The organism is Chromobacterium sp. W521 (assembly GCF_052805975.1).
This window is the reverse complement of the sequence record NZ_JBRBAF010000002.1, coordinates 34,775-53,059: the sequence shown is the minus strand read 5'-3', so window position 1 is coordinate 53,059 and position 18,285 is coordinate 34,775. Positions and strand designations below refer to the sequence as shown.

Sequence of the window (18,285 nt, the reverse complement as noted above, 5' to 3'; positions counted from 1 at the left end):
AATCTGTTCACGATCTCGCGAGCTAGAGCGAGACTTTGAACAGGCTCTCAGTGCTTGCGGCCAATCGCGCGCGCGCCTATGTCCCGGCGCAACTGCTTGCCTGCGAACTGAATCTGGTCAGCCAACGCGTAAGCCTTGCCCTGCGCCATCTTGACGCTGTCGCCCAGGCCCACCGCGCACAGCACGCGGCCGCCGTTGCTGCGCAGTTGCTTGTCCGCATCCAGGCTGACGCCGGCGTGGAACACCATGCCGTCCTCGCTCTCCGGCGGAAGGCCGCTGATCAGATCGCCCTTGCGCGGCGCTTCCGGATAGCCTTCGGCCGCCAGCACCACGCCCAGCGCCACGCGCCGGTCCCATTCCGCTTCTACCTGGTTCAGACGGCCGTTGACGCCGGCTTCCAGCAGCACGGTGAAGTCCGACTTCAGCCGCGCCATGATGGGTTGAGTTTCAGGATCGCCGAAGCGGCAATTGAACTCGATGGTATAAGGATTGCCTTGGGCGTCTATCATCAGGCCTGCATAGAGAAAACCGGTATAGCTGTGGCCGTCCTTCTTCATGCCCAGCACTGTGGGCAGGATGATTTCGCGCATCACCCGGTTGTGCACCGCCGGCGTCACCACCGGCGCCGGGCTGTACGCGCCCATGCCGCCGGTATTCGGGCCCTGATCGTTGTCCAGCAGCCGCTTGTGGTCCTGGCTGGTGGCCATGGGCAGCACGTGGTCGCCGTCCACCATCACGATGAAGCTGGCCTCCTCGCCTTGCAGGAAGTCCTCTATCACCACCCGCGCCCCGGCGCTGCCCATCTTGTTGCCCACCAGCATGTCGTCGATGGCGGCATGCGCCTCGTCCAGCGTCAACGCCACCACCACCCCCTTGCCTGCGGCCAGGCCGTCGGCCTTGATCACGATGGGCGCGCCCTTGGAATCGACATAAGCATGGGCGGCGGCGGCGTCGCTGAAGGTTTCATAAGCGGCAGTGGGGATGCCGTGGCGCTTCATGAAGGCCTTGGCGAAATCCTTGGAGCTCTCCAACTGCGCGCAGTATTGAGTGGGGCCGAATATCCGCAGCCCCTCGGCGCGGAAGGCATCCACCACGCCGGCCGCCAGCGGCGCTTCCGGGCCCACCACGGTCAGCTCGATTTTCTCCTGTTTGGCGAAAGCCACCCACTCCGCCACGCTGCCAAGATCGACGTTGGTCAGATTGGGGTCCAGTGCGGTGCCGGCGTTGCCGGGCGCGACAAAGACCTTGGACACCCGGCGCGACTTGGCGATGCGCCAGGCCAGCGCGTGCTCGCGCCCGCCGGAGCCGATTACCAGTACTTTCATGTGCGATGCTCCACTCGTTTTTGCGGCGCGCCTCAGCGCGCCGAATTTCTCATTCGATCACAATTGCCAACGCAACCAGGCAAACAGGACATTGCCGTTGTTGTGCCCGCCGGGAATATAAGTGGCCTGCAAGGCCAGCCGGCGGTATTCCACCGACACCAGCGGCAGCACCGCCGGCAACGGCGCGTAACTGTAGTCCGAGCGCGCGGTGACGCCGGCGGTAAAGCCCGCGCCCAAGCGCCAGCCTTCCAGCGGACGCCACACTTTCTGGAAGGCGTAGCCCACAAAGGGCTCCACATCCTTATGCGAATCAAGGAAGGCCATCGCGTACACCGCGTGCCAATCGCCGTCGGCGTCGTAGCGATAACGCCCCAGGCCCAAACCCCACGGCCGTTCGTTAAACTGCTTGATCTTCTCTCTATCGTAGAAGGCGCGGTTGTGCCACGTCACCGCCGGCACGTACAGCTCGTACTGGTCGGAACGCCAGGCCGCCTCGATATTGGCGCGGCTCCGCTGCCAGAAACCTTGCGATTCGGCGGCCGGCTCTTCGGCCCGCGCCGCCAGGCTGCAGGACGCCAACAAGCCGGCCCCCAGCCAACAGGCAATTGCTCTCATCAGAAAAACAACAAATCCATGCAAAGAAGCCGGCATGCCGGCCTCCTCCGGTTAATCGGAAAAACTCAGTGGCGGAAGTGGCGCACTCCCGTCAGCACCATCGCGATGCCGTGCTCGTCGGCGGCGGCGAAGACCTCCTCGTCGCGCATCGAACCGCCCGGCTGGATGATGGCCTTGATCCCCTGTTCGGCGATGACGTCGATACCGTCGCGGAACGGGAAGAAGGCGTCGGACGACGCCACCGCGCCCTGCAGGCTCAAGCCGGCGTCTGCCGCCTTGCGCGCCGCGATGCGGGTGGAGTCCACGCGGCTCATCTGACCAGCGCCGATACCGGCAGTCTGACCATTTTTACAGAAAACAATTGCATTCGACTTCACATATTTCGCCACGCGCCAGGCGAATAGCAGGTCGGACAGTTCCTGCGGCGTCGGTTGACGTTGGGTCACCACACGCAACTCGTCCAGGCCCACATTGCGGATGTCCGGCGTTTGCACCAGCACGCCGCCGCCCACCCGCTTCAGCTCGAAGCGGTTGGAGCCGGCTTCCAGCGGAATTTCCAGCACGCGCACATTCTTCTTGGCGGCGATGACGGCCTTGGCTTCCTCTGTGAAGGCCGGCGCGATCAACACCTCCAGGAACTGGCCGGTCACCGCTTCCACCGTGGCGGCGTCCACCGGGCGGTTGAAGGCGATGATGCCGCCGAAAGCGCTGGTGGTATCGGTGGCGAAGGCCAGCCGGTAAGCGCTCAGCGTGTCGCCCGCCACCGCCACGCCGCAGGGGTTGGCATGCTTGACGATGACGCAGGCGGTATCGTCGAAGGTCTTCACCGCCTCCCAGGCGGCGTCGGCGTCGGCGATATTGTTGTAGGACAGTTCCTTGCCTTGCAGCTGGCGATAATTGGCGATGGAGCCGGCGGCCGGGTCCAGGTCACGGTAGAAAGCGGCCGCCTGGTGCGGGTTCTCTCCGTAACGCATGTCCTGAACTTTGATGAACTGAGCGTTGAGGCGTTTGGGGAAGGCCACGCGTTCCGGCTTGCCCGCCAGCGCGCCGTCGGCCAGGCTGGTCAGATAGTTGGAAATGGCGCCGTCGTAGGCTGCGGTGTGAGTGAAGGCCTTCTTGGCCAACTCAAAGCGAGTGGCCTTGGACAGCGCGCCGCCGTTGGCGCGCATTTCCTCGGCCAATGCCGCATAGTCGGCGGCGTCGGTAACGATGGCCACGTGCGCCCAGTTCTTGGCGGCGGAACGCACCATGGTCGGCCCGCCGATGTCGATGTTCTCGATCGCGTCTTCCAACTCGCAGTCCGGATTGGCGATGGTGGCTTCAAACGGGTAGAGGTTGACGCAAACCAGATCGATGTTGCCGATATCGTGCTCGGCCATCTTGGCCACGTGTTCCGGCAGATCGCGGCGGCCCAGAATGCCGCCGTGCACTTTCGGATGCAAGGTCTTGACCCGGCCGTCCAGCATTTCCGGGAAGCCGGTGTAGTCGGACACCTCGGTCACCGGCACGCCTGCGTCGGCCAGCAGTTTGGCGGTGCCGCCGGTGGACAGGATGTGCACGCCTTGGGAGGCCAGGGCCTGGGCGAATTCCAGAATGCCGCTCTTGTCGGAGACGCTGATCAGCGCGCGTTCGATTTTGCTCATGGTTCTCTACCGCGTTAACTAAAAAGAAACACAAAAAAAACCGGCCACCCTGTTCGGTATGGCCGGTTTGTCTTCATATCAAATCATAAGACTTCATCTTTTTGCGCAGGGTGTTGCGGTTCAATCCCAGCAACTCCGCCGCCCGGGTCTGATTACCCTGGGTGTGTATCAGCACCACCTCGAGCAATGGCTTTTCCACGCAAGCCAACACCATGTCGTAGATGGCGGAGGGGTTCTCGCCATCCAGGTCTCTGAAATACTGTTCCATCGCCAGCCGCACCGACTGCGAGATATGGTCATTGTTCTGCATGGTTATTATTCTGTCCAAGTCTGATTGGAATTAGCCATCCACCACCGTCTCCGAGTCGTGGTCCAACGCTTCCCCAGCGCCATCCAAATACACCAGCCGTTCGGAGTCCCCCGCCAAACGGTCGAAATAAGCCGCCACGGCCAAGCGCTGTTCCGCCGTGGACTCGAGTTGGTACATCTGCTGGCGGAACGCATTTCCGCCCTGCAGCCCCTTGGTGTACCAGGCGATGTGCTTGCGGGCGATGCGGCAGCCCGAGTATTCGCCGTAAAACTGGTATAGCTCATCCAGATGCCCCAGCAAGAGCTGACGGATCTCGCTCACCTTCGGCGGCGGCAGGCATTCGCCGCTCTCCAGAAAATGCTGAATTTCGCGGAAAATCCACGGGCGCCCCTGGGCCGCCCGTCCTATCATGATGGCATCGGCGCCGGTATGTTCCAGCACCCACTGTGCTTTCTGCGGGGTATCGATGTCGCCGTTGGCGATCAACGGAATCCGGATCTGCCGCTTCACCTCGCGTATCGTGTCGTACTCGGCCGCGCCGCGATACATGTCCTCGCGGGTGCGGCCGTGCAAGGCCAGCGCGGCAATGCCGCAATCCTCCGCCAGCCTGGCCACTCTCAAGGCGTTGCGGTGCTCGGGGCTCCAGCCGGTCCGCGTCTTTAGCGTCACCGGCACATCCACCGCCTTGACCACCGCCTCCAGGATGCGTCCCACCAGCGCCTCGTCGCGCAGCAGCGCCGAACCAGCGGCCACATTGCACACTTTTTTGGCCGGACAGCCCATATTGATGTCGATGATCTGCGCGCCGCGCTCCACGTTGAGCCGCGCCGCCTCGGCCATTTGCGCCGGATCGGAACCCGCGATCTGCACCGAGATCGGCTCCACCTCGCCGGTGTGATCCGCGCGGCGCAAGGTCTTGGCCGTGGTCCACAGCGCCTTGTTGGAGGTGATCATTTCCGATACCGCCATGCCGGCGCCCAACTGCTTGCACAGCATGCGGAACGGTCTATCCGTCACTCCGGCCATGGGCGCCACGATCAGCCGGTTCTTCAATGTGTACGAACCAATGCGCATGCGTGCGAAACTCTGGGATAACTGACTGAAGGGCCGGTATTGTAAAGCTTTTTCCCAGGGACGTGGATTTTTTTTGCTTATTTTTTGAGCAAACCCCATAGCGGCAAGCCATGGGATCGCGGGGATGAGGTGGAAGTTGGCCGATAAGCCGGGTCTTGTCGTTGGACAGTCATTCCTCTAGGCCTGCCGTTACCGACAGGCTCAAGCGACCTACCCGGGGATATACGCGAGCAACGTCAATTCCCCCTATTTGGTCTTGCTCCGGATGGGGTTTTGCCTGCCGTCCGTGTTACCACGTCCGCGGTGCGCTCTTACCGCAGAATAGGGCACCACACCCTACCTGTCCAACCGGGCTCTCGCCCGGCCAGTACACCTTTTCACCCTTGCCTGATCCGTCCCGCCGCTTGCGCGGCGAAATAAAGAATCCACGCCCTTGCGGGCGCTTCTTCCGGCCATCGGCGGTTCAGCTCTCTGCGCCACTTTCCATCGCCTCACGGCGTCCGGCCGTTAACCGGCATCCTGCTCTATGGAGCCCGGACTTTCCTCCCCGCTCCTTCTTGCGAATTCGCGCGGCGACTGTCTGGCCAACTTCCGGCCGCCATTCTACCCGATTCCGCCCCGGCCGGCCCGACATTTTGCCATGACAAACGCGATAATCCCTTATACTGGCGGGTCCACCGAGCGATAACGACAAAAACATGGAGCTGAATCAGGCCAAGCTGTCCCGTCTGCAATTGTTTGGCACGCTCGCTATTGTGTTCATGCTGGCGCTGACCTTGTCCAGCTACTTCCTGCTGAGCAGTTGGAATGACTTCCAGACTCGCCAGCACACCATACGTCAGGACGCTTACGCGCGCGCGCGCGACTACCTGCGATCCTATGCCGATCACGCCGCGCAAACCTTGTCCGCGCTGCGCGAACGCACCAACGACACCCTGAAGCAAAGACTGCGCGAACAAGTGGACCAGGCGTGGAACCTGGCCGACGCCGTCTGGCGCCAGGAGCGCCTGCGCCGGCCCCCGCATCAAGTGCAGCGGCTGATCGCGGAAGCGCTGCGGCCGCTGCGCTATTTCGATGGCCGCGGCTACTTCTTCATCGACGGCCTGGACGGGCGCTGCGTGCTGCTGCCCACCGCGCCGCAGTTGGAAGGCGGCTCGCTGCTGGCCAACCGCGACGATCAAGGCCGCTACATCATGCGCGCGCTGATCGAGTCCGTGGACAACCCCCAACAGCGCGGCTTCAGCTCTTACCGCTGGTACCAGCCGGGCCGCGGCGAGATGAGCGAGAAAGTCGCCTACGCCCGCCGTTTCGGACCCTACAACTGGCTGATAGGCAGCGGCGAGTATCTGAACAACGTCGAAACCGATATGCAGAAGCAAGGCTTGGAGATGCTGGCGCGGATGCGCTTCGGCCACGACAGCGGCGACTTCATGATCATAGACCGCCACGGCGTGATCCTGCTGGACCCGTCCAATCCGACGATGAACGGCAAGCACTACTCCGCTCTGCCCGGCGCCGACCGCGGCCGCATTGCCGAACTGATCCGCCGCGGCAAGCAAGGCGGCTTCATGGAATACCTGATCAGCAGCCTGGACGCGCCGCAGGGCGAGCGCTATCTGTCCTATGCGCGCCAGCTGCCCGGCTGGGACTGGACCCTGGTCACCAGTCTGCGCGTGCAGTCCATCGAGGACAGCAGCCAGCGGGCGCGACAGGAACTCGAGCTCAGCCTGCGCGAACGCATCGTCGCCACCTTGCTGCTGACCCTGGCCGCCCTGTTGGTCGCCGCGGCCTTCTGCTGGTGCTTCCTGCGCTGGCTCAACGCGCTGGTGCAGCGCTACCGCCAGGACCTGCAGCAAAGCCACCTCTCGCTGGAGCAGCGCTCGCGCGACCTGCGCCTCAGCCACTTCATGGTGGACAACGCCACCGATCTGATCGCGCTGCGCAACGCCGCCGGCGACATCGTTTACTGCAACCAAGCGGCGCGTCAACGGCTGGATTGCGGTTGCGACGCCGCGACGCTGACTCGCGCGCTGTTCCGCCCGGCCACGGACGCCCTGCCTCACACCTTCGACACCCGCCTGCAATGCTGCGGCGAAGAGCAATGGCTGGAAGTCACCGTCAGCCCGCTCAACTACCAAGGCGAAGACTATCTGTGCGCCACCGGCCGCGACATCACCGCTCGCCGCCAGACCGACCGCCAACTGCGGCTGGCCGCCAAGGTGTTCGAATCCAGCAACGAGGCCATCCTGGTCACCGACCCGGACAACCGCATCCTGGCGGTCAACCGCGCCTTCTGCGCGATCACCGGCTACGAAGAGAGCGAGGCCCTGGGTCAGACTCCGGCCCTGCTCGCCTCCGGACGCCACGAACCGGCCTTCTTCGAAAACATGTGGCAGCAACTGACCCAGCGCGGCCAATGGTCCGGCGAGATCTGGAACCGCCGCAAGAACGGCGACATCTTCCCGGAATGGCTGAACATCAGCGTGCTGCAAAACGAACAGGGCGAAATCAGCCATTACGTGGCGCTGTTCACCGACATCTCCGAACGCAAGGAGCAAGAGGCGCGGGTCCAGCACCTGGCCGAGTACGACGCGCTGACCGACCTGCCCAACCGCGTGCTGATCAACGACCGGCTGCAGCAGGCGATCCGCCAGGCAGAGTTGCGTCAGGGCCAGCTGGCGGTGCTGTTCGTCGATCTGGATCACTTCAAGAACATCAACGACACCCTGGGCCACGGCTTGGGCGACGAGCTGTTGAAACAGGCGGCCGGCCGCCTAAGCGCCGCGGTGGGCGCGCTGGACACCGTTGGCCGCACCGGCGGCGACGAGTTCGTGCTCATCCTGCCGTCCATCGATCAGCCCGGCGAGGCCGCTCAAGTGGCCGAGCGCGTGCTGGCCGCGATGCAACGCCCCTTCGACATCGGCGCCCACCAGCTCAACGTCAGTTGCAGCATAGGCATCAGCCTGATGCCGGACGACGGCCGCGACCTGCAGAATCTGCTGATGAACGCCGATCTCGCCATGTATCACGCCAAGGCGCACGGCCGCAGCACCTTCCGCTTCTACACCCGGGAAATGAACGTGGAAGTGGCCGAACGGCTGCATCTGGAAACCCGGCTGCGCCGCGCCATCGAACATGGTGAGCTCTATCTGGTTTATCAGCCGCAGTTCAATATGAGCGGCGAGCGCCTGCTCGGCTGCGAGGCGCTGGTGCGCTGGCGCGACCCTGAACACGGCTTGATCATGCCCTCTCGCTTCATTCCCATCGCAGAGGACACCGGCCTGGTGGTGCCGCTGGGACGCTGGGTGCTGGGCGAAGCTTGCCGCCAGGCGGCGCAATGGTACGACAGCGGCTTGCGCCCGGTGCGCATGGCGGTGAACGTCTCGGCGCGGCAACTGACGCGGCCGGACTTCGTCGACGACGTGCGCGATGCGCTGCAAAGCAGCGGCCTGCCCGGCTACTGCCTTGAAATCGAAGTCACCGAAAGCACGCTGATGGAGGACGCGGACTTCGCCGCGCGCCAATTGGCGGTGATCAAAGCAATGGGCGTGCGCTTGTCGATAGACGATTTCGGCACCGGCTACTCCAGCCTGGCCTATCTGAAGCGCTTCGCGCCGGACACCATCAAAATAGACCGCTCCTTCATCATCGATCTGCCGCAGGATGAAGAAAACGCGGCCATCGTCTCCGCCATCGTTCACCTGGCCAACGCCCTGGGCATGGACACGCTGGCCGAGGGCGTCGAACACCCGCAGCAGCAAATCTACCTGGGCAAACTCGGCTGCTCGGCGATGCAGGGCTATCTGCTGGGCGCGCCGCTGTCCGCCGAAGCGATGGAACAGCGCATGGACGCCTTGCGGCAGCGGCTATCGGTCTGAGAACCTGTTCAAAGCCTCGCGAGCAAGGGCGAGACAAGGCGAAAACGAACGAAAAAGCGGGATGGTCGAGGGGTACATGAGCATGTTGAGCTTGTACTCACCGTGCAACGCTTCACGAAGCGCAGCAGACTTTGAACCGGTTATGAGTCCGGCCCGGCGCGCGCCGGACCGGACGCTCCGCCTCTCAATCCAGCGGCCGATTCGCCGTTTCCGGCACCATCGCCAGCCCAATCAGCGATACCAACATGCATAGCCCCGCGTACAAGGCCGGCGCATTAGGATCTCCTGTCAACTTGATCAGACCGGCGGCGAAGAACTGCGCAAAACCGCCGAAGATCATCACCCCCACGCAATAAACAATGGACATGCCGCTGGCGCGGATGCGACGTGGAAACAGTTCCGGCAGCAAGGCAATACTGGGCACCGAGGTATACACCAGCGGCAAGGTCAATATCGCCACCACCAAGAGCAGCACCGGCCAGCTCGAGGCCGCGTTGACCAACATGAAACCCGGATAGATCAACAGCAACAGCAGCAAGCGCGGCCACAGAATGGACTTGCGCCGGCCGATGCGGTCGCTCCACCGCCCTGCCGGCACCGACAACAGCACTTGCAGCAATGCCGCGGTCGACGCGGCCCAGATCGCCACCGCCAAGGGCATGCCCAGCACCGTCACCGCGTGGTTGGCCAGATAATGGCCGACGATGAAGGTAGGCGCCGTGCCGCCTATGGTCAACAACACCCCGGCCAGCAGCTGCCGCCAATGCCGTCGCAACAAAGGGCCGGCCGGCTCCACCGTCGCCCGGGGCGCGATCGCCGACGACGCAGTCTCGTCCAGTTGGTGGCGAATGTACTCGCCTACCGGGATCGCCAGCACGCCGATGGCGAAAACCAGACGCCAACCCCAGGCATCCATCGCCGCCGCGGACAACATCCCGCTAAGCAAGCTCACCGTCAGCGTGCCGGCCAACACCCCCAGCCCCTGGCTGAACAACTGCCAGCTACAGTAATAGCCGCGCGACTTATCATCGGCGTACTCCATCAACATGGAGGTGGCCGCGCCCACCTGGCCGCCGACGGCGAAGCCCTGCACCAGCCGCCCCAGCACCACTAACGCCGGCCCAAGCAAGCCGGCCTGCGCATAGGTGGGCGCCACCACGAACAACAGCGAGCCTATCGCCATCAACCACAGGCTGAGCCGCAAGGCCGGCTTGCGCCCCTTGCGGTCCGCGTACAGGCCGATGACGATGCCGCCTATCGGCCGGCTGACGAAGCCGGTGCCGAACACGGCGAACGACAGCATGAGTTGCAGCAGCGGCTCGTCGCTGAACGGAAAAAACAAGCGCCCCATCAAGGTGGCCAGCGCGCTGTAGACGATGAAATCGTAGAACTCCAACGCATTGCCCACGGTGATGGCGATGATCGCGCGGCGGCTGGGCGCGGCCGGCCGCGCTGCCGCCCATTGCGCCGCCGTCATTGCCCGCCCCCGGCCTCGCCGCCCAGATAACGCTCCACCAGCTTGACCCAGTAGCTGGCGCCCACCGGCAAAGCCTGGTCGTTGAAGTCGTAGCCGGGGTTATGCACCATGCAGCCGCCCTCTCCATCGCCGTTGCCGATGATCAGATAACAGCCCGGCACCCGTTCCAGCCAGAAGGCGAAATCCTCGCTGCCGGTCAGCGGCGGCATCTCCGCCGCCACCCCGTCCTCGCCCAGCCAGTCCAACGCCACCTGCCGCGCCAGCGCGGTGGCCGCCTCGTCGTTGATCAACACCGGATAGCCGTATTGATAATCCACTTCGGCGCGCGCGCCGAAACCGGCGGCCTGCGCTTCGGCCAACGCTTCGATCCGCTGGCGCAGCAAAGCGCGCACCTCCGGCCGCAAGGCGCGGATGCTCAAACGCATTTCCGCGCGCTCAGGAATCACGTTCGGCGCCTCCCCAGCCAAGATGGCCCCCACCGTCACCACGGCCATGTCCAGCGGCGGCACATTGCGCGCCACCACGCTTTGCAAGGCCATCACCAGCGAAGCCGCCACCACGATGGGGTCCACCGCCGTGTGCGGCATCGCGCCGTGGCCGCCGGTGGCGTGGATGCGAATCACCGCGGTGTCGGTGGAGGCCATGAACGGACCGGACCGGAAACCTAATTGTCCCACTGGAAAGCCCGGCATATTGTGCATGGCGAAGATGGCATCGCAGGGGAACAAGCGAAACAGGCCGTCGTCCAGCATGCGCTTGGCGCCGGAGCCACCATGCCCCTCCTCCGCGGGCTGGAAAAAGAGATGCACGGTGCCGCTAAAACTGTCGCGCCGCGCCAGCTCGCAAGCGGCGGCCAGCAGCATCGCGGTATGACCGTCATGGCCGCAGGCGTGCATTTTTCCCTCCACGCGGCTGGCCCAGGGTAAACCGGTGCTTTCCTGAATCGGCAGCGCGTCCATGTCTGCGCGCAGGCCTATGCGCGGCCCCTCGCCGCGGCGCAAGGTGCCGACCACGCCGGTGACGCCCAATCCTTCGTGGATCTCGTAGCCCCATTCGCGCAGACAGCGGATCACGTGGCGGCGGGTTTCCACCTCCTCGAAACCCAACTCCGGGTGGGCATGTATCTTGTGGCGCAGTTCTGTCATCGCCGGAGCGATATCGCGGATACCGGGCAGAATGTGAGCGTTCATGGCCTTGTCTCCTTATGGTGTCTATGAGCCTCTTGTCGCACACTGTCTTGGCGGCGTTGGACACGACGCCGAAACAGCGATCACAGACTAGCGGCAATAGTTAACAGGTGAATAGACTTGAGAAAGTGATCGAGAACACTTCTGGTTGTCCACTTGGAGAAAAGATGAAACTGCAGCAACTGCAAGCGCTGATCGCGCTGGCCGACGGCGGCGGCATTCGCGCCGCCGCGCGCATGTTGGACCTGTCCCAGGCCGCGGTCAGCAAGACGCTGCGCGAGCTGGAACAAGAACAGCGGCTGCCCCTGTTGCAGCGTCACGCCAGCGGCGCGCGGCTAACCGAGGCGGGTCAGGCGCTGCTGATCCATGCCCGCCAGGTGGCGATGCAACTGGAACGCGCCCACGGCGAAATGGAAGCGCTACGCGGCCAACGCGACGCCCGGCTCTGCATAGGCGTCACGCCCTGGCTGGTGCCCACGCTATTGCCGGAAGTGGTGTTGCGCTTTCGCCAACGTCTGCCGGAAATCCGGCTGGAACTATTCGAAGGCTTGCTGGCGGTGGCGCTGCCGCGCTTGCGCGACGGCCAGATGGATTTCGCCATCGGCCCGCTGTTCGAGCCGCTGGCGCAGGAATTCCATTGCCAGCCGCTGTTCAGTCACGGCGGCCGAGTGTTCGCCCGCAACGGGCATCCTGCGCTGCGCGCACAATCCTTGTCCGCGCTGCTGGAGCAGGATTGGGTGGTCAATTACAGCCCGGCCAGCTACCGCCACGTGCTGGACCAGTTGTTCACCCGCCACGGCCTGGCTATCGCGCCGGAACGGCTGATCTGCGCGCAGTCGATGGCGCTGCTGGCCGGCCTGGTTCAGGCCGGCATGCTCAGCTATGGGCCGGAACCCTTGTTGCTGTGTCCGGAGTTCGCCGGCAAGGTCCAGGCCTTGTCGCTGCGGGAAGACATGGAAGAGATCGTCATCGGCGTGATCAGCCTGCAAGGGCAGGCTCACGGTTATGCCGCGCGCGGCTTCATCGACTGTCTGCGGCAGACGCTGCGCCAACGCATGGGCTCGGCCCGGCCAGAGGACCGGGCGCTGGCGCGCATGCTGACGCTGCGGTTTTAGAACCCGTTCAAAGCCGCGAAGATTCGTCGGTACGGCGTTGACCGGCGATTGCCTCGCTCAATCAAAGCGCAAGGTGTAGCGCGACTCTACCGAGGCGTCGGTACCCGCCCGCAGCACCATCGACCAACCCTTGCTCAGTTGATAGGCCAGCTTCACCGCCTGGTTCGCGCTGGTTACGCCGTACTCGTAGCCCAAATACAGTTCGCGGGTCAGCTGACGGCCCACCGTCACCACCTGCTCCGCCGGGCTCACCGTGCCGTTGGCCAAGGTTTTTTCCTTGCGGCTGGACACGCCCAAGTCATCGAACAGGCCGATCTGGTCGTTGAGCGAACCGGCCAACATCATGCCGGCGGAGGCCGCCAGATCGTTGTCGTCGCGCTCGCCGCTCGCCGCCCGGCCCAACACCAGCCAGGCCAGCTTGTCCTTTTCCGACATCGGCTCGTCCGCGATCAGACGCACCTTGGGCACCGACACCGAACCGCTGACTTCCACGCCGGCTCCCACCGGCGACAGGCGGCGCTTGGCGCGCACATTGAGCAGCGGATTATCCAGAGGGCCGTTGAAGGTGATCGCGCCGTACTCGATGTCCAAGTCCTGTCCGTAAGCCTTGTAACGGCCCTTGACCACACGCACTTGGCCCTTGGCGCCCGGCGCTTCGCCCGGATTGGCGCTCACGCGCACCGAGCCGGTCAAGTCCACGTTCAAGCCCTGGCCGGAGAAGCGGAAGTGATCTCCCAGGTCCAGATCCAGCGCCACTGTCAGCGGCATGCTGGCGAAGGCCGACGGCTCCGGCCCGGGCCGGCCCTTGACCATCACGTCATCGCTCAGGCTGGGCGCGCCGAACTTGGGCAGGCCGATGCGGCCCTGATCCGCGCGGATATGGCCGGTCAGCGACAATTTGCCGGCCACCATCGCCAGTTCCGTACGGCCGGACACCACCAGGCGGCGGTTGGGACGGTCGAACACGCCGAACTTGCGCAACTCCACCGCCACCCGCGCATCCGGGGTGTCGCCGCTGAGATCCAGCGCTCCGCTAGCCGCCACCTCGCCTTCGCCGCCGGCGAAACGCAAGCGCTCCAACACCAGCTTGCGGCCGTCCAGCCGCGCCAGCAGGCTGCCGTCGCCCAGGCGGATGCCAGTGCGGCGGTCGGCCAGCAATAATTTGTCGCCGCGTATCGTCCCTTGCGCCATCGGCAGGCTCAGTGCGCCGGTCAGCGCCAGATTGGCGCCGATCTGACCGCCCAGTTCCAAAGACGGGCCGGCGAAGCTAGCCAGCGTCGCCAGCGAGGGCACGCTGGCGCTGACGGTGGCGTTGAGCGGGGTTTTGGCGTCGATGGCGCCGCCGTTCCACGGTACGGAACCCTTGCCTTGCAGCTGGGCGTAGCGGCTATCCAAATTCAGATCGAACAAGGCGCGGCCGCCGTCCAACGTCAGGGTGGCGACCGCGGTCTTCAAGCCCAGCGCCACGTCCTTGCCCTTGTCTCCCGGCAATTGCACATCGCCGCCGGCGCGGCGCAGCGCGAATTGGCCCTTGGCGTTGGCCGCCAAATTCAGATTCCAGTCGGAGTCGAAGCTCAGATCCTGCTTCACCGGCAGGCTGAGCAAGGGGCCCAGCTCCGCCAGCCTCAAGCCGCGCGCGGAGCCGCGGGTGCTGAGCGCTCCGTTGGCCCCGCGGTTGAGTTCCGCCAGGGTAATGCTGCCGCCCAGCGCGGCCAAGCGGGCGTTGCCCACCTTGATCTGCTCGCCCAGCTCCAGCGCCACCGGCGCCAGCAGGCTGAGGCCGGGACGACCACTCAACTCCAGCTTGCTCAAGGTGCCGGCCCAAGGCCCGGCCTCGCCGCGCAAGCCGCCGCTAGCCGCCAGTTGCAGCGCGTAGGGGTGATCGGCCAGACGGAAACGTCCGTCCAACTGCAGGGCGTGGCGCGCACGGGTGCCGTTGGCGCTGGCGCGCAATTGCTCGGCGCGGAAACCGCCGGCCTGCAGCGCGGCCACATCCAGTTTGAGCTGGAACGGACTGTTCTGGTCGGCTTTGACGTTGCCGCTGAATTGCATGCTCTGCACGGCGATATTGCCCGGCAGCTTCAGACGGTCGGCTTGCAGGTTGGCGCTGATCAACGGCGCCTTGGGCGTGCCAGCCAGTTCTCCCTGCCCCTTGACCACACCGGAGAAGCCGGGGCCGATCAGACCGAGGTTGGGCGCGTCGATCAAGAGTTTTAGCTTGTCGCCGGCCACGCCGTAAGCGCCGTTGGCCTGCAGCCGGTTCTGCGCCAGCCTCAGGTCGGCGCTGAGCGATTTCAGACGTTCGCCCTGCAGTTGCAGGTCGGCGGCGCCGCTTAGCGGCGCGCCGGACAGCTTGCTGGGGGAGAATTGCAGCTTGGCCGCCACATTCAGCGGGCTGGCCAGTTGGCCCTTGGCCTGCAGACTGGCGTTGAGGTCGCCGCTGGGCAAGCCGGGCTTGAGCTTGGACGGGTCTGCGCGATTGAGCTTGCCGTTGAAATCGAACAACTGCTTGCCATCCAGCCCCAATTGGCCGGATAGAGCCAGGCTGCCCACGCCGGCGGTCAATTCCGCCTGCCGGATCAGCAGCGCCGGGTGCGGCGCCGGCGCAAAACCGACATTGGCCTTGGCCTGCAGGGTTTTGCCCTTGAGCTGGGCCAGGATGTTCGGACCGCTCAGAGGGCCGTCCAGCGTCACTCGGCCGTCCAGACTGTCGTCCGGCGCGTCGGCGTGCAATTGCCGCAGGCCCAGCTTGGAAATATCCAACGCCAGCTTGAGCCGGTCCGGCCGCACCTGGCCGGCCAGGCCGATTTCGCCGCCGGCGATCCGGGCGTGGGTGTTGAACAGCTCCAGCGCCTTGTCGTCGGCGCGGAACTCGCTTACCAGCAAGGATAGCGGCAAGCGCTGATCGGACAAGGGGCCGGCCTGCTCGTTGAGGAGGGTCAGCCCGCCTTTGACGCGCTGGCCGGCGTCCGGCTCCGCAAACACCGCCAAACTGAGTTTGGCGCGCGGCCATTCCGGCAGGATGGCTTGCGGATTGATGCCGGCCATGCGTGCGTCCAGCCGGGTAAAGCTATTGAAGGGATTGCTGGCGAAGGGCAGCAGGCCGCCCTTGACGTCGGCCACCAAGTCTTTGCCGGATAACTCGCCGTCAAAGCTCAGGTGCAGCAGATTGCCGCCCAGCGCCAGCCGCGCCTGATAGGGAATCTTGTCCAGTTCGCCGTCGGCGCTGAGCTTGCCCTGCAGCGCGAAGGGCTTGGCATCGGCCAATTGCAGCGCCGCCGCGGCCTCGCCCCAGGGCGAACCCAGGCGCTTGAGCTTGAGATCGTGGCGCCGGCCATCGTAGACGTAGCCGGCTTCCAGGCCGTAAAGCCGCAGCTTAGCCGGCTCCAGCGTCACGCTGGCCACACTCAACCGGTCCAGACGGATCTCCAGCGGCAAGGCTAGAGACTCCGGCGCACCGCTGGGCGGGGTGGCCGGCGTCGGTTTCACCGCCACCTTGACGTGGCCCACGGCCAATTGCCGCACCCACAATTGGCGCTGCCACAAGGCGCCAGGCCGCCAGTCCAGCTGCACGGACTCGATGTCCACGTCGCTGCCAGCGCTGCGCACGCGCACCTCGCTCAATTTGAAGCCGTCCCACAGCGTGCCTTCGGCGTGCTTGACGCTGACGGTGTTGCCGCTGAGGCCGCCCAGCGACTGCATCAGCCAGGCGAAACCGGCGCGGCTGCCGGTCAACCAGGCGCTGGCTGCCAGCAGCAGCGCGACCAGCAATAAGGGCAGCCACAGCAGCCAGCGCCAACGACGGCGCTTGGGCTTGGCCGGCGGCGGCGGGGCGGTGTCGGGAGTGGGGGAGGTGTCGGTTTCGCTCATGAATGCATTCAGGTCAGAAGGCCAGGCCCAGGCTGAGGTTCCAGCGGATTTTGCCGTCGCGCTCCGCCTTGGCGAAGTCAAAGGCCAGCGGGGCCACCGGGCTCATCCAGCGCACCCCCACGCCGTTGGCGCGCTCCACCTGGAAGCCCTTCCAGCTCTGGCTGGCGTTGCCGGCGTCGGTGAACAGGGCCAGATACCAGTCCGGCTTGATCGGGATTTGATACTCCAGGCTGCCGGTGGCCACCACGCGGCCGCCCAGCACCGAGCCGTTGGGGCCCGGCAGGCCCAGGCTCTGGTAATCGTAGCCGCGCACGCTGTTGGCGCCGCCGGCGCGGAACAGGATGGAGGACGGCACCGCATCCTTGTCGTTGGCCCACACTTGACCCAATTCCAGCCGGCCGACGAAGGTGCCGTACTTGGGAAACGGCGACCAGTAAGCAACGGTGCGGGCGTAGCCGCGCACATAGGAGGTTGAGGACAGCGCGCTGCCGACCGTGCCGGAAAGCTGAAAGTCCAGCAAGACGCCGGAGCGCGGCCGCATCAGATCGTCCACCGCGCGCTGGGTCCAGCCGTAGACCAGCTGCAAGGCGCGGGTATCCTTGTTGGACACGCCGCCGGCCTCCTCGCTTTCCATCAGGTACTGCAGGCCGAGGCGCGCCTCGATATTGCCGCGAGTACGGGTGCGCCAGCCGCCCACATCGCTGCTGCGGGTTTTCAGGCCCTGCACGTCGTCGGTCTTGAAAGCGCTGGTGATGGAGTGGGAATAGCCGTCGGACTGGCGCGGAAAGCCCAGACCCAACGATAGCGATTGCTGGTTTTTCTTCCAGTTGGTCACCAGCGAGCCGGTGTAGCCGCGGCGGAAGATATTGTAATGGTCGTAACCGACGCGCACGCCGGGGCCGTCGCCGGAGTCGTAGATCAAGCCCAGCTCCAGCTTCTGGCGCGGCATTTCGGTGACGTCCACTTCCACCGGCACCCGGTGGGTCTCCGGGTCGATACGGGCCATGTCGGCGCTGACCACCACATTGGAGAAATGCGGCGCCTGCTCCAGCGCCGACTGGTAATCAAAAATTTTCTGCAGCCGGTATGCGGTGCCGGGGGAGAAATCCGCCAAGCCGGTGGCGATCTTTTCCGGATAACGCTTCATGCCTTTGACGGTGATGTCGCCGAACAGGATCACCGGCCCGCTGTCGATGTCCACCACCAGTTGCGCGCGGCGGGTGGCCGGATCGATTTCCGCCACGCTTTTGCTGATCTGCGCTCTGGGGAAGCGGTCGGCGGTGATCAGACGCATCACCGCGCGCTTGCTGCCGTCCCAGTCGGATTGCCGATAAGGCGCGCCCATCGGCAGAGACCAGGCCTCGAGCACCGCGGCGAAGCGTTGCTGGAAATCGCCTTCGTCGCGTATCGGCCCGTTCAGGCGGATGGTGACGTCGTCGATCAGCGTGGGTTGGCCGGGCTTGACCTCGATCACGTACTGCCGGGGGCTTTCTTCGCGCACATTGACGCGCGCGTCGAAGTAACCCTCGGTCTCCAGCAGCTTGCGCGCATCCTCCGGGGTGCTCCGCACCAGTTCGGCCAGCAGCGTTTCGTCCATTTCTTCTTCCAGACGGCTGGTGACCAATTCCAGATTGTCTTGCAGCAAGCCGGCCAGGCCGGAAGGCGCGTCGACGCGCACGCTGTAATCCAGCTTGGCCCAGGCGGGCGTCGCCGACAGCAATAAGATCAATGAAATGAGCAGGCGGGAGCTTGGCATGGTCCGATTCGTTTAGTGTCGAGGCCATGGTAACG

General features: G+C 64.8%; 11 protein-coding genes and 1 other RNA gene. 2 read left to right on the top strand and 10 right to left on the bottom strand.

Annotated features, from left to right (window positions below):
* Positions 1-47 precede the first annotated feature (47 nt).
* From purD to rnpB, 6 genes are all read right to left on the bottom strand, one after another.
* Complete coding sequence (gene purD / locus ACUXV1_RS02635) at positions 48-1,325, bottom strand: phosphoribosylamine--glycine ligase (protein ID WP_194427408.1); 1,278 nt, start codon at positions 1,323-1,325, stop codon at positions 48-50.
* Positions 1,326-1,382: 57 nt separating this feature from the next.
* A complete protein-coding gene (pagP, locus tag ACUXV1_RS02630) occupies positions 1,383-1,940 on the bottom strand; it encodes a lipid IV(A) palmitoyltransferase PagP (RefSeq protein ID WP_081554590.1) in 558 nt (185 codons plus the stop codon).
* A gap of 65 nt (positions 1,941-2,005) precedes the next feature.
* Positions 2,006-3,583, bottom strand: coding sequence for a bifunctional phosphoribosylaminoimidazolecarboxamide formyltransferase/IMP cyclohydrolase (gene purH / locus ACUXV1_RS02625; protein ID WP_446014719.1), 1,578 nt, complete (start codon positions 3,581-3,583; stop codon positions 2,006-2,008).
* A 73-nt stretch (positions 3,584-3,656) separates the two neighbouring features.
* Positions 3,657-3,893, bottom strand: coding sequence for a DNA-binding transcriptional regulator Fis (gene fis / locus ACUXV1_RS02620; protein WP_019100932.1), 237 nt, complete (start codon positions 3,891-3,893; stop codon positions 3,657-3,659).
* 30 nt (positions 3,894-3,923) lie between these two features.
* Entirely contained in the window at positions 3,924-4,967 is a 1,044-nt protein-coding gene (gene dusB, locus ACUXV1_RS02615; protein ID WP_043589466.1) for a tRNA dihydrouridine synthase DusB, read from the bottom strand.
* Between the two features lie 128 nt (positions 4,968-5,095).
* An RNA gene (gene rnpB / locus ACUXV1_RS02610) (RNase P RNA component class A) lies at positions 5,096-5,559 on the bottom strand.
* Between the two features lie 106 nt (positions 5,560-5,665).
* Here rnpB and ACUXV1_RS02605 point away from each other — a divergent pair.
* Complete coding sequence (locus ACUXV1_RS02605) at positions 5,666-8,845, top strand: bifunctional diguanylate cyclase/phosphodiesterase (protein ID WP_446014721.1); 3,180 nt, start codon at positions 5,666-5,668, stop codon at positions 8,843-8,845.
* A 184-nt stretch (positions 8,846-9,029) separates the two neighbouring features.
* Here the strand turns inward: ACUXV1_RS02605 and ACUXV1_RS02600 are convergent, their stop codons facing one another.
* Positions 9,030-10,322, bottom strand: coding sequence for an MFS transporter (locus ACUXV1_RS02600; protein WP_043636778.1), 1,293 nt, complete (start codon positions 10,320-10,322; stop codon positions 9,030-9,032).
* Entirely contained in the window at positions 10,319-11,512 is a 1,194-nt protein-coding gene (locus ACUXV1_RS02595; RefSeq protein ID WP_043636775.1) for a M20 aminoacylase family protein, read from the bottom strand. The genes ACUXV1_RS02600 and ACUXV1_RS02595 overlap by 4 nt, the downstream gene beginning before the upstream one ends.
* Before the next feature lie 164 nt (positions 11,513-11,676).
* Here ACUXV1_RS02595 and ACUXV1_RS02590 point away from each other — a divergent pair, with 164 nt between their 5' ends.
* Positions 11,677-12,624: a LysR family transcriptional regulator gene (locus tag ACUXV1_RS02590; RefSeq protein WP_043636772.1), complete on the top strand. Its 948-nt coding sequence runs from the start codon at positions 11,677-11,679 to the stop codon at positions 12,622-12,624.
* A 57-nt stretch (positions 12,625-12,681) separates the two neighbouring features.
* Here the strand turns inward: ACUXV1_RS02590 and ACUXV1_RS02585 are convergent, their stop codons facing one another.
* Positions 12,682-16,494, bottom strand: coding sequence for a translocation/assembly module TamB domain-containing protein (locus tag ACUXV1_RS02585; protein WP_446014722.1), 3,813 nt, complete (start codon positions 16,492-16,494; stop codon positions 12,682-12,684).
* 13 nt (positions 16,495-16,507) lie between these two features.
* Complete coding sequence (locus tag ACUXV1_RS02580) at positions 16,508-18,250, bottom strand: autotransporter assembly complex protein TamA (RefSeq protein WP_043589456.1); 1,743 nt, start codon at positions 18,248-18,250, stop codon at positions 16,508-16,510.
* Positions 18,251-18,285: the final 35 nt, after the last annotated feature.

Excerpts from the sequence above, each read along its gene's own strand:
- purD (WP_194427408.1), bottom strand. The coding sequence starts at position 1,325 with ATGAAAGTACTGGTAATCGGCTCCGGCGGGCGCGAGCACGCGCTGGCC.
- pagP (WP_081554590.1), bottom strand. The coding sequence starts at position 1,940 with ATGAGAGCAATTGCCTGTTGGCTGGGGGCCGGCTTGTTGGCGTCCTGC.
- purH (WP_446014719.1), bottom strand. The coding sequence starts at position 3,583 with ATGAGCAAAATCGAACGCGCGCTGATCAGCGTCTCCGACAAGAGCGGC.
- fis (WP_019100932.1), bottom strand. The coding sequence starts at position 3,893 with ATGCAGAACAATGACCATATCTCGCAGTCGGTGCGGCTGGCGATGGAA.
- dusB (WP_043589466.1), bottom strand. The coding sequence starts at position 4,967 with ATGCGCATTGGTTCGTACACATTGAAGAACCGGCTGATCGTGGCGCCC.
- ACUXV1_RS02605 (WP_446014721.1), top strand. The coding sequence starts at position 5,666 with ATGGAGCTGAATCAGGCCAAGCTGTCCCGTCTGCAATTGTTTGGCACG.
- ACUXV1_RS02600 (WP_043636778.1), bottom strand. The coding sequence starts at position 10,322 with ATGACGGCGGCGCAATGGGCGGCAGCGCGGCCGGCCGCGCCCAGCCGC.
- ACUXV1_RS02595 (WP_043636775.1), bottom strand. The coding sequence starts at position 11,512 with ATGAACGCTCACATTCTGCCCGGTATCCGCGATATCGCTCCGGCGATG.
- ACUXV1_RS02590 (WP_043636772.1), top strand. The coding sequence starts at position 11,677 with ATGAAACTGCAGCAACTGCAAGCGCTGATCGCGCTGGCCGACGGCGGC.
- ACUXV1_RS02585 (WP_446014722.1), bottom strand. The coding sequence starts at position 16,494 with ATGAGCGAAACCGACACCTCCCCCACTCCCGACACCGCCCCGCCGCCG.
- ACUXV1_RS02580 (WP_043589456.1), bottom strand. The coding sequence starts at position 18,250 with ATGCCAAGCTCCCGCCTGCTCATTTCATTGATCTTATTGCTGTCGGCG.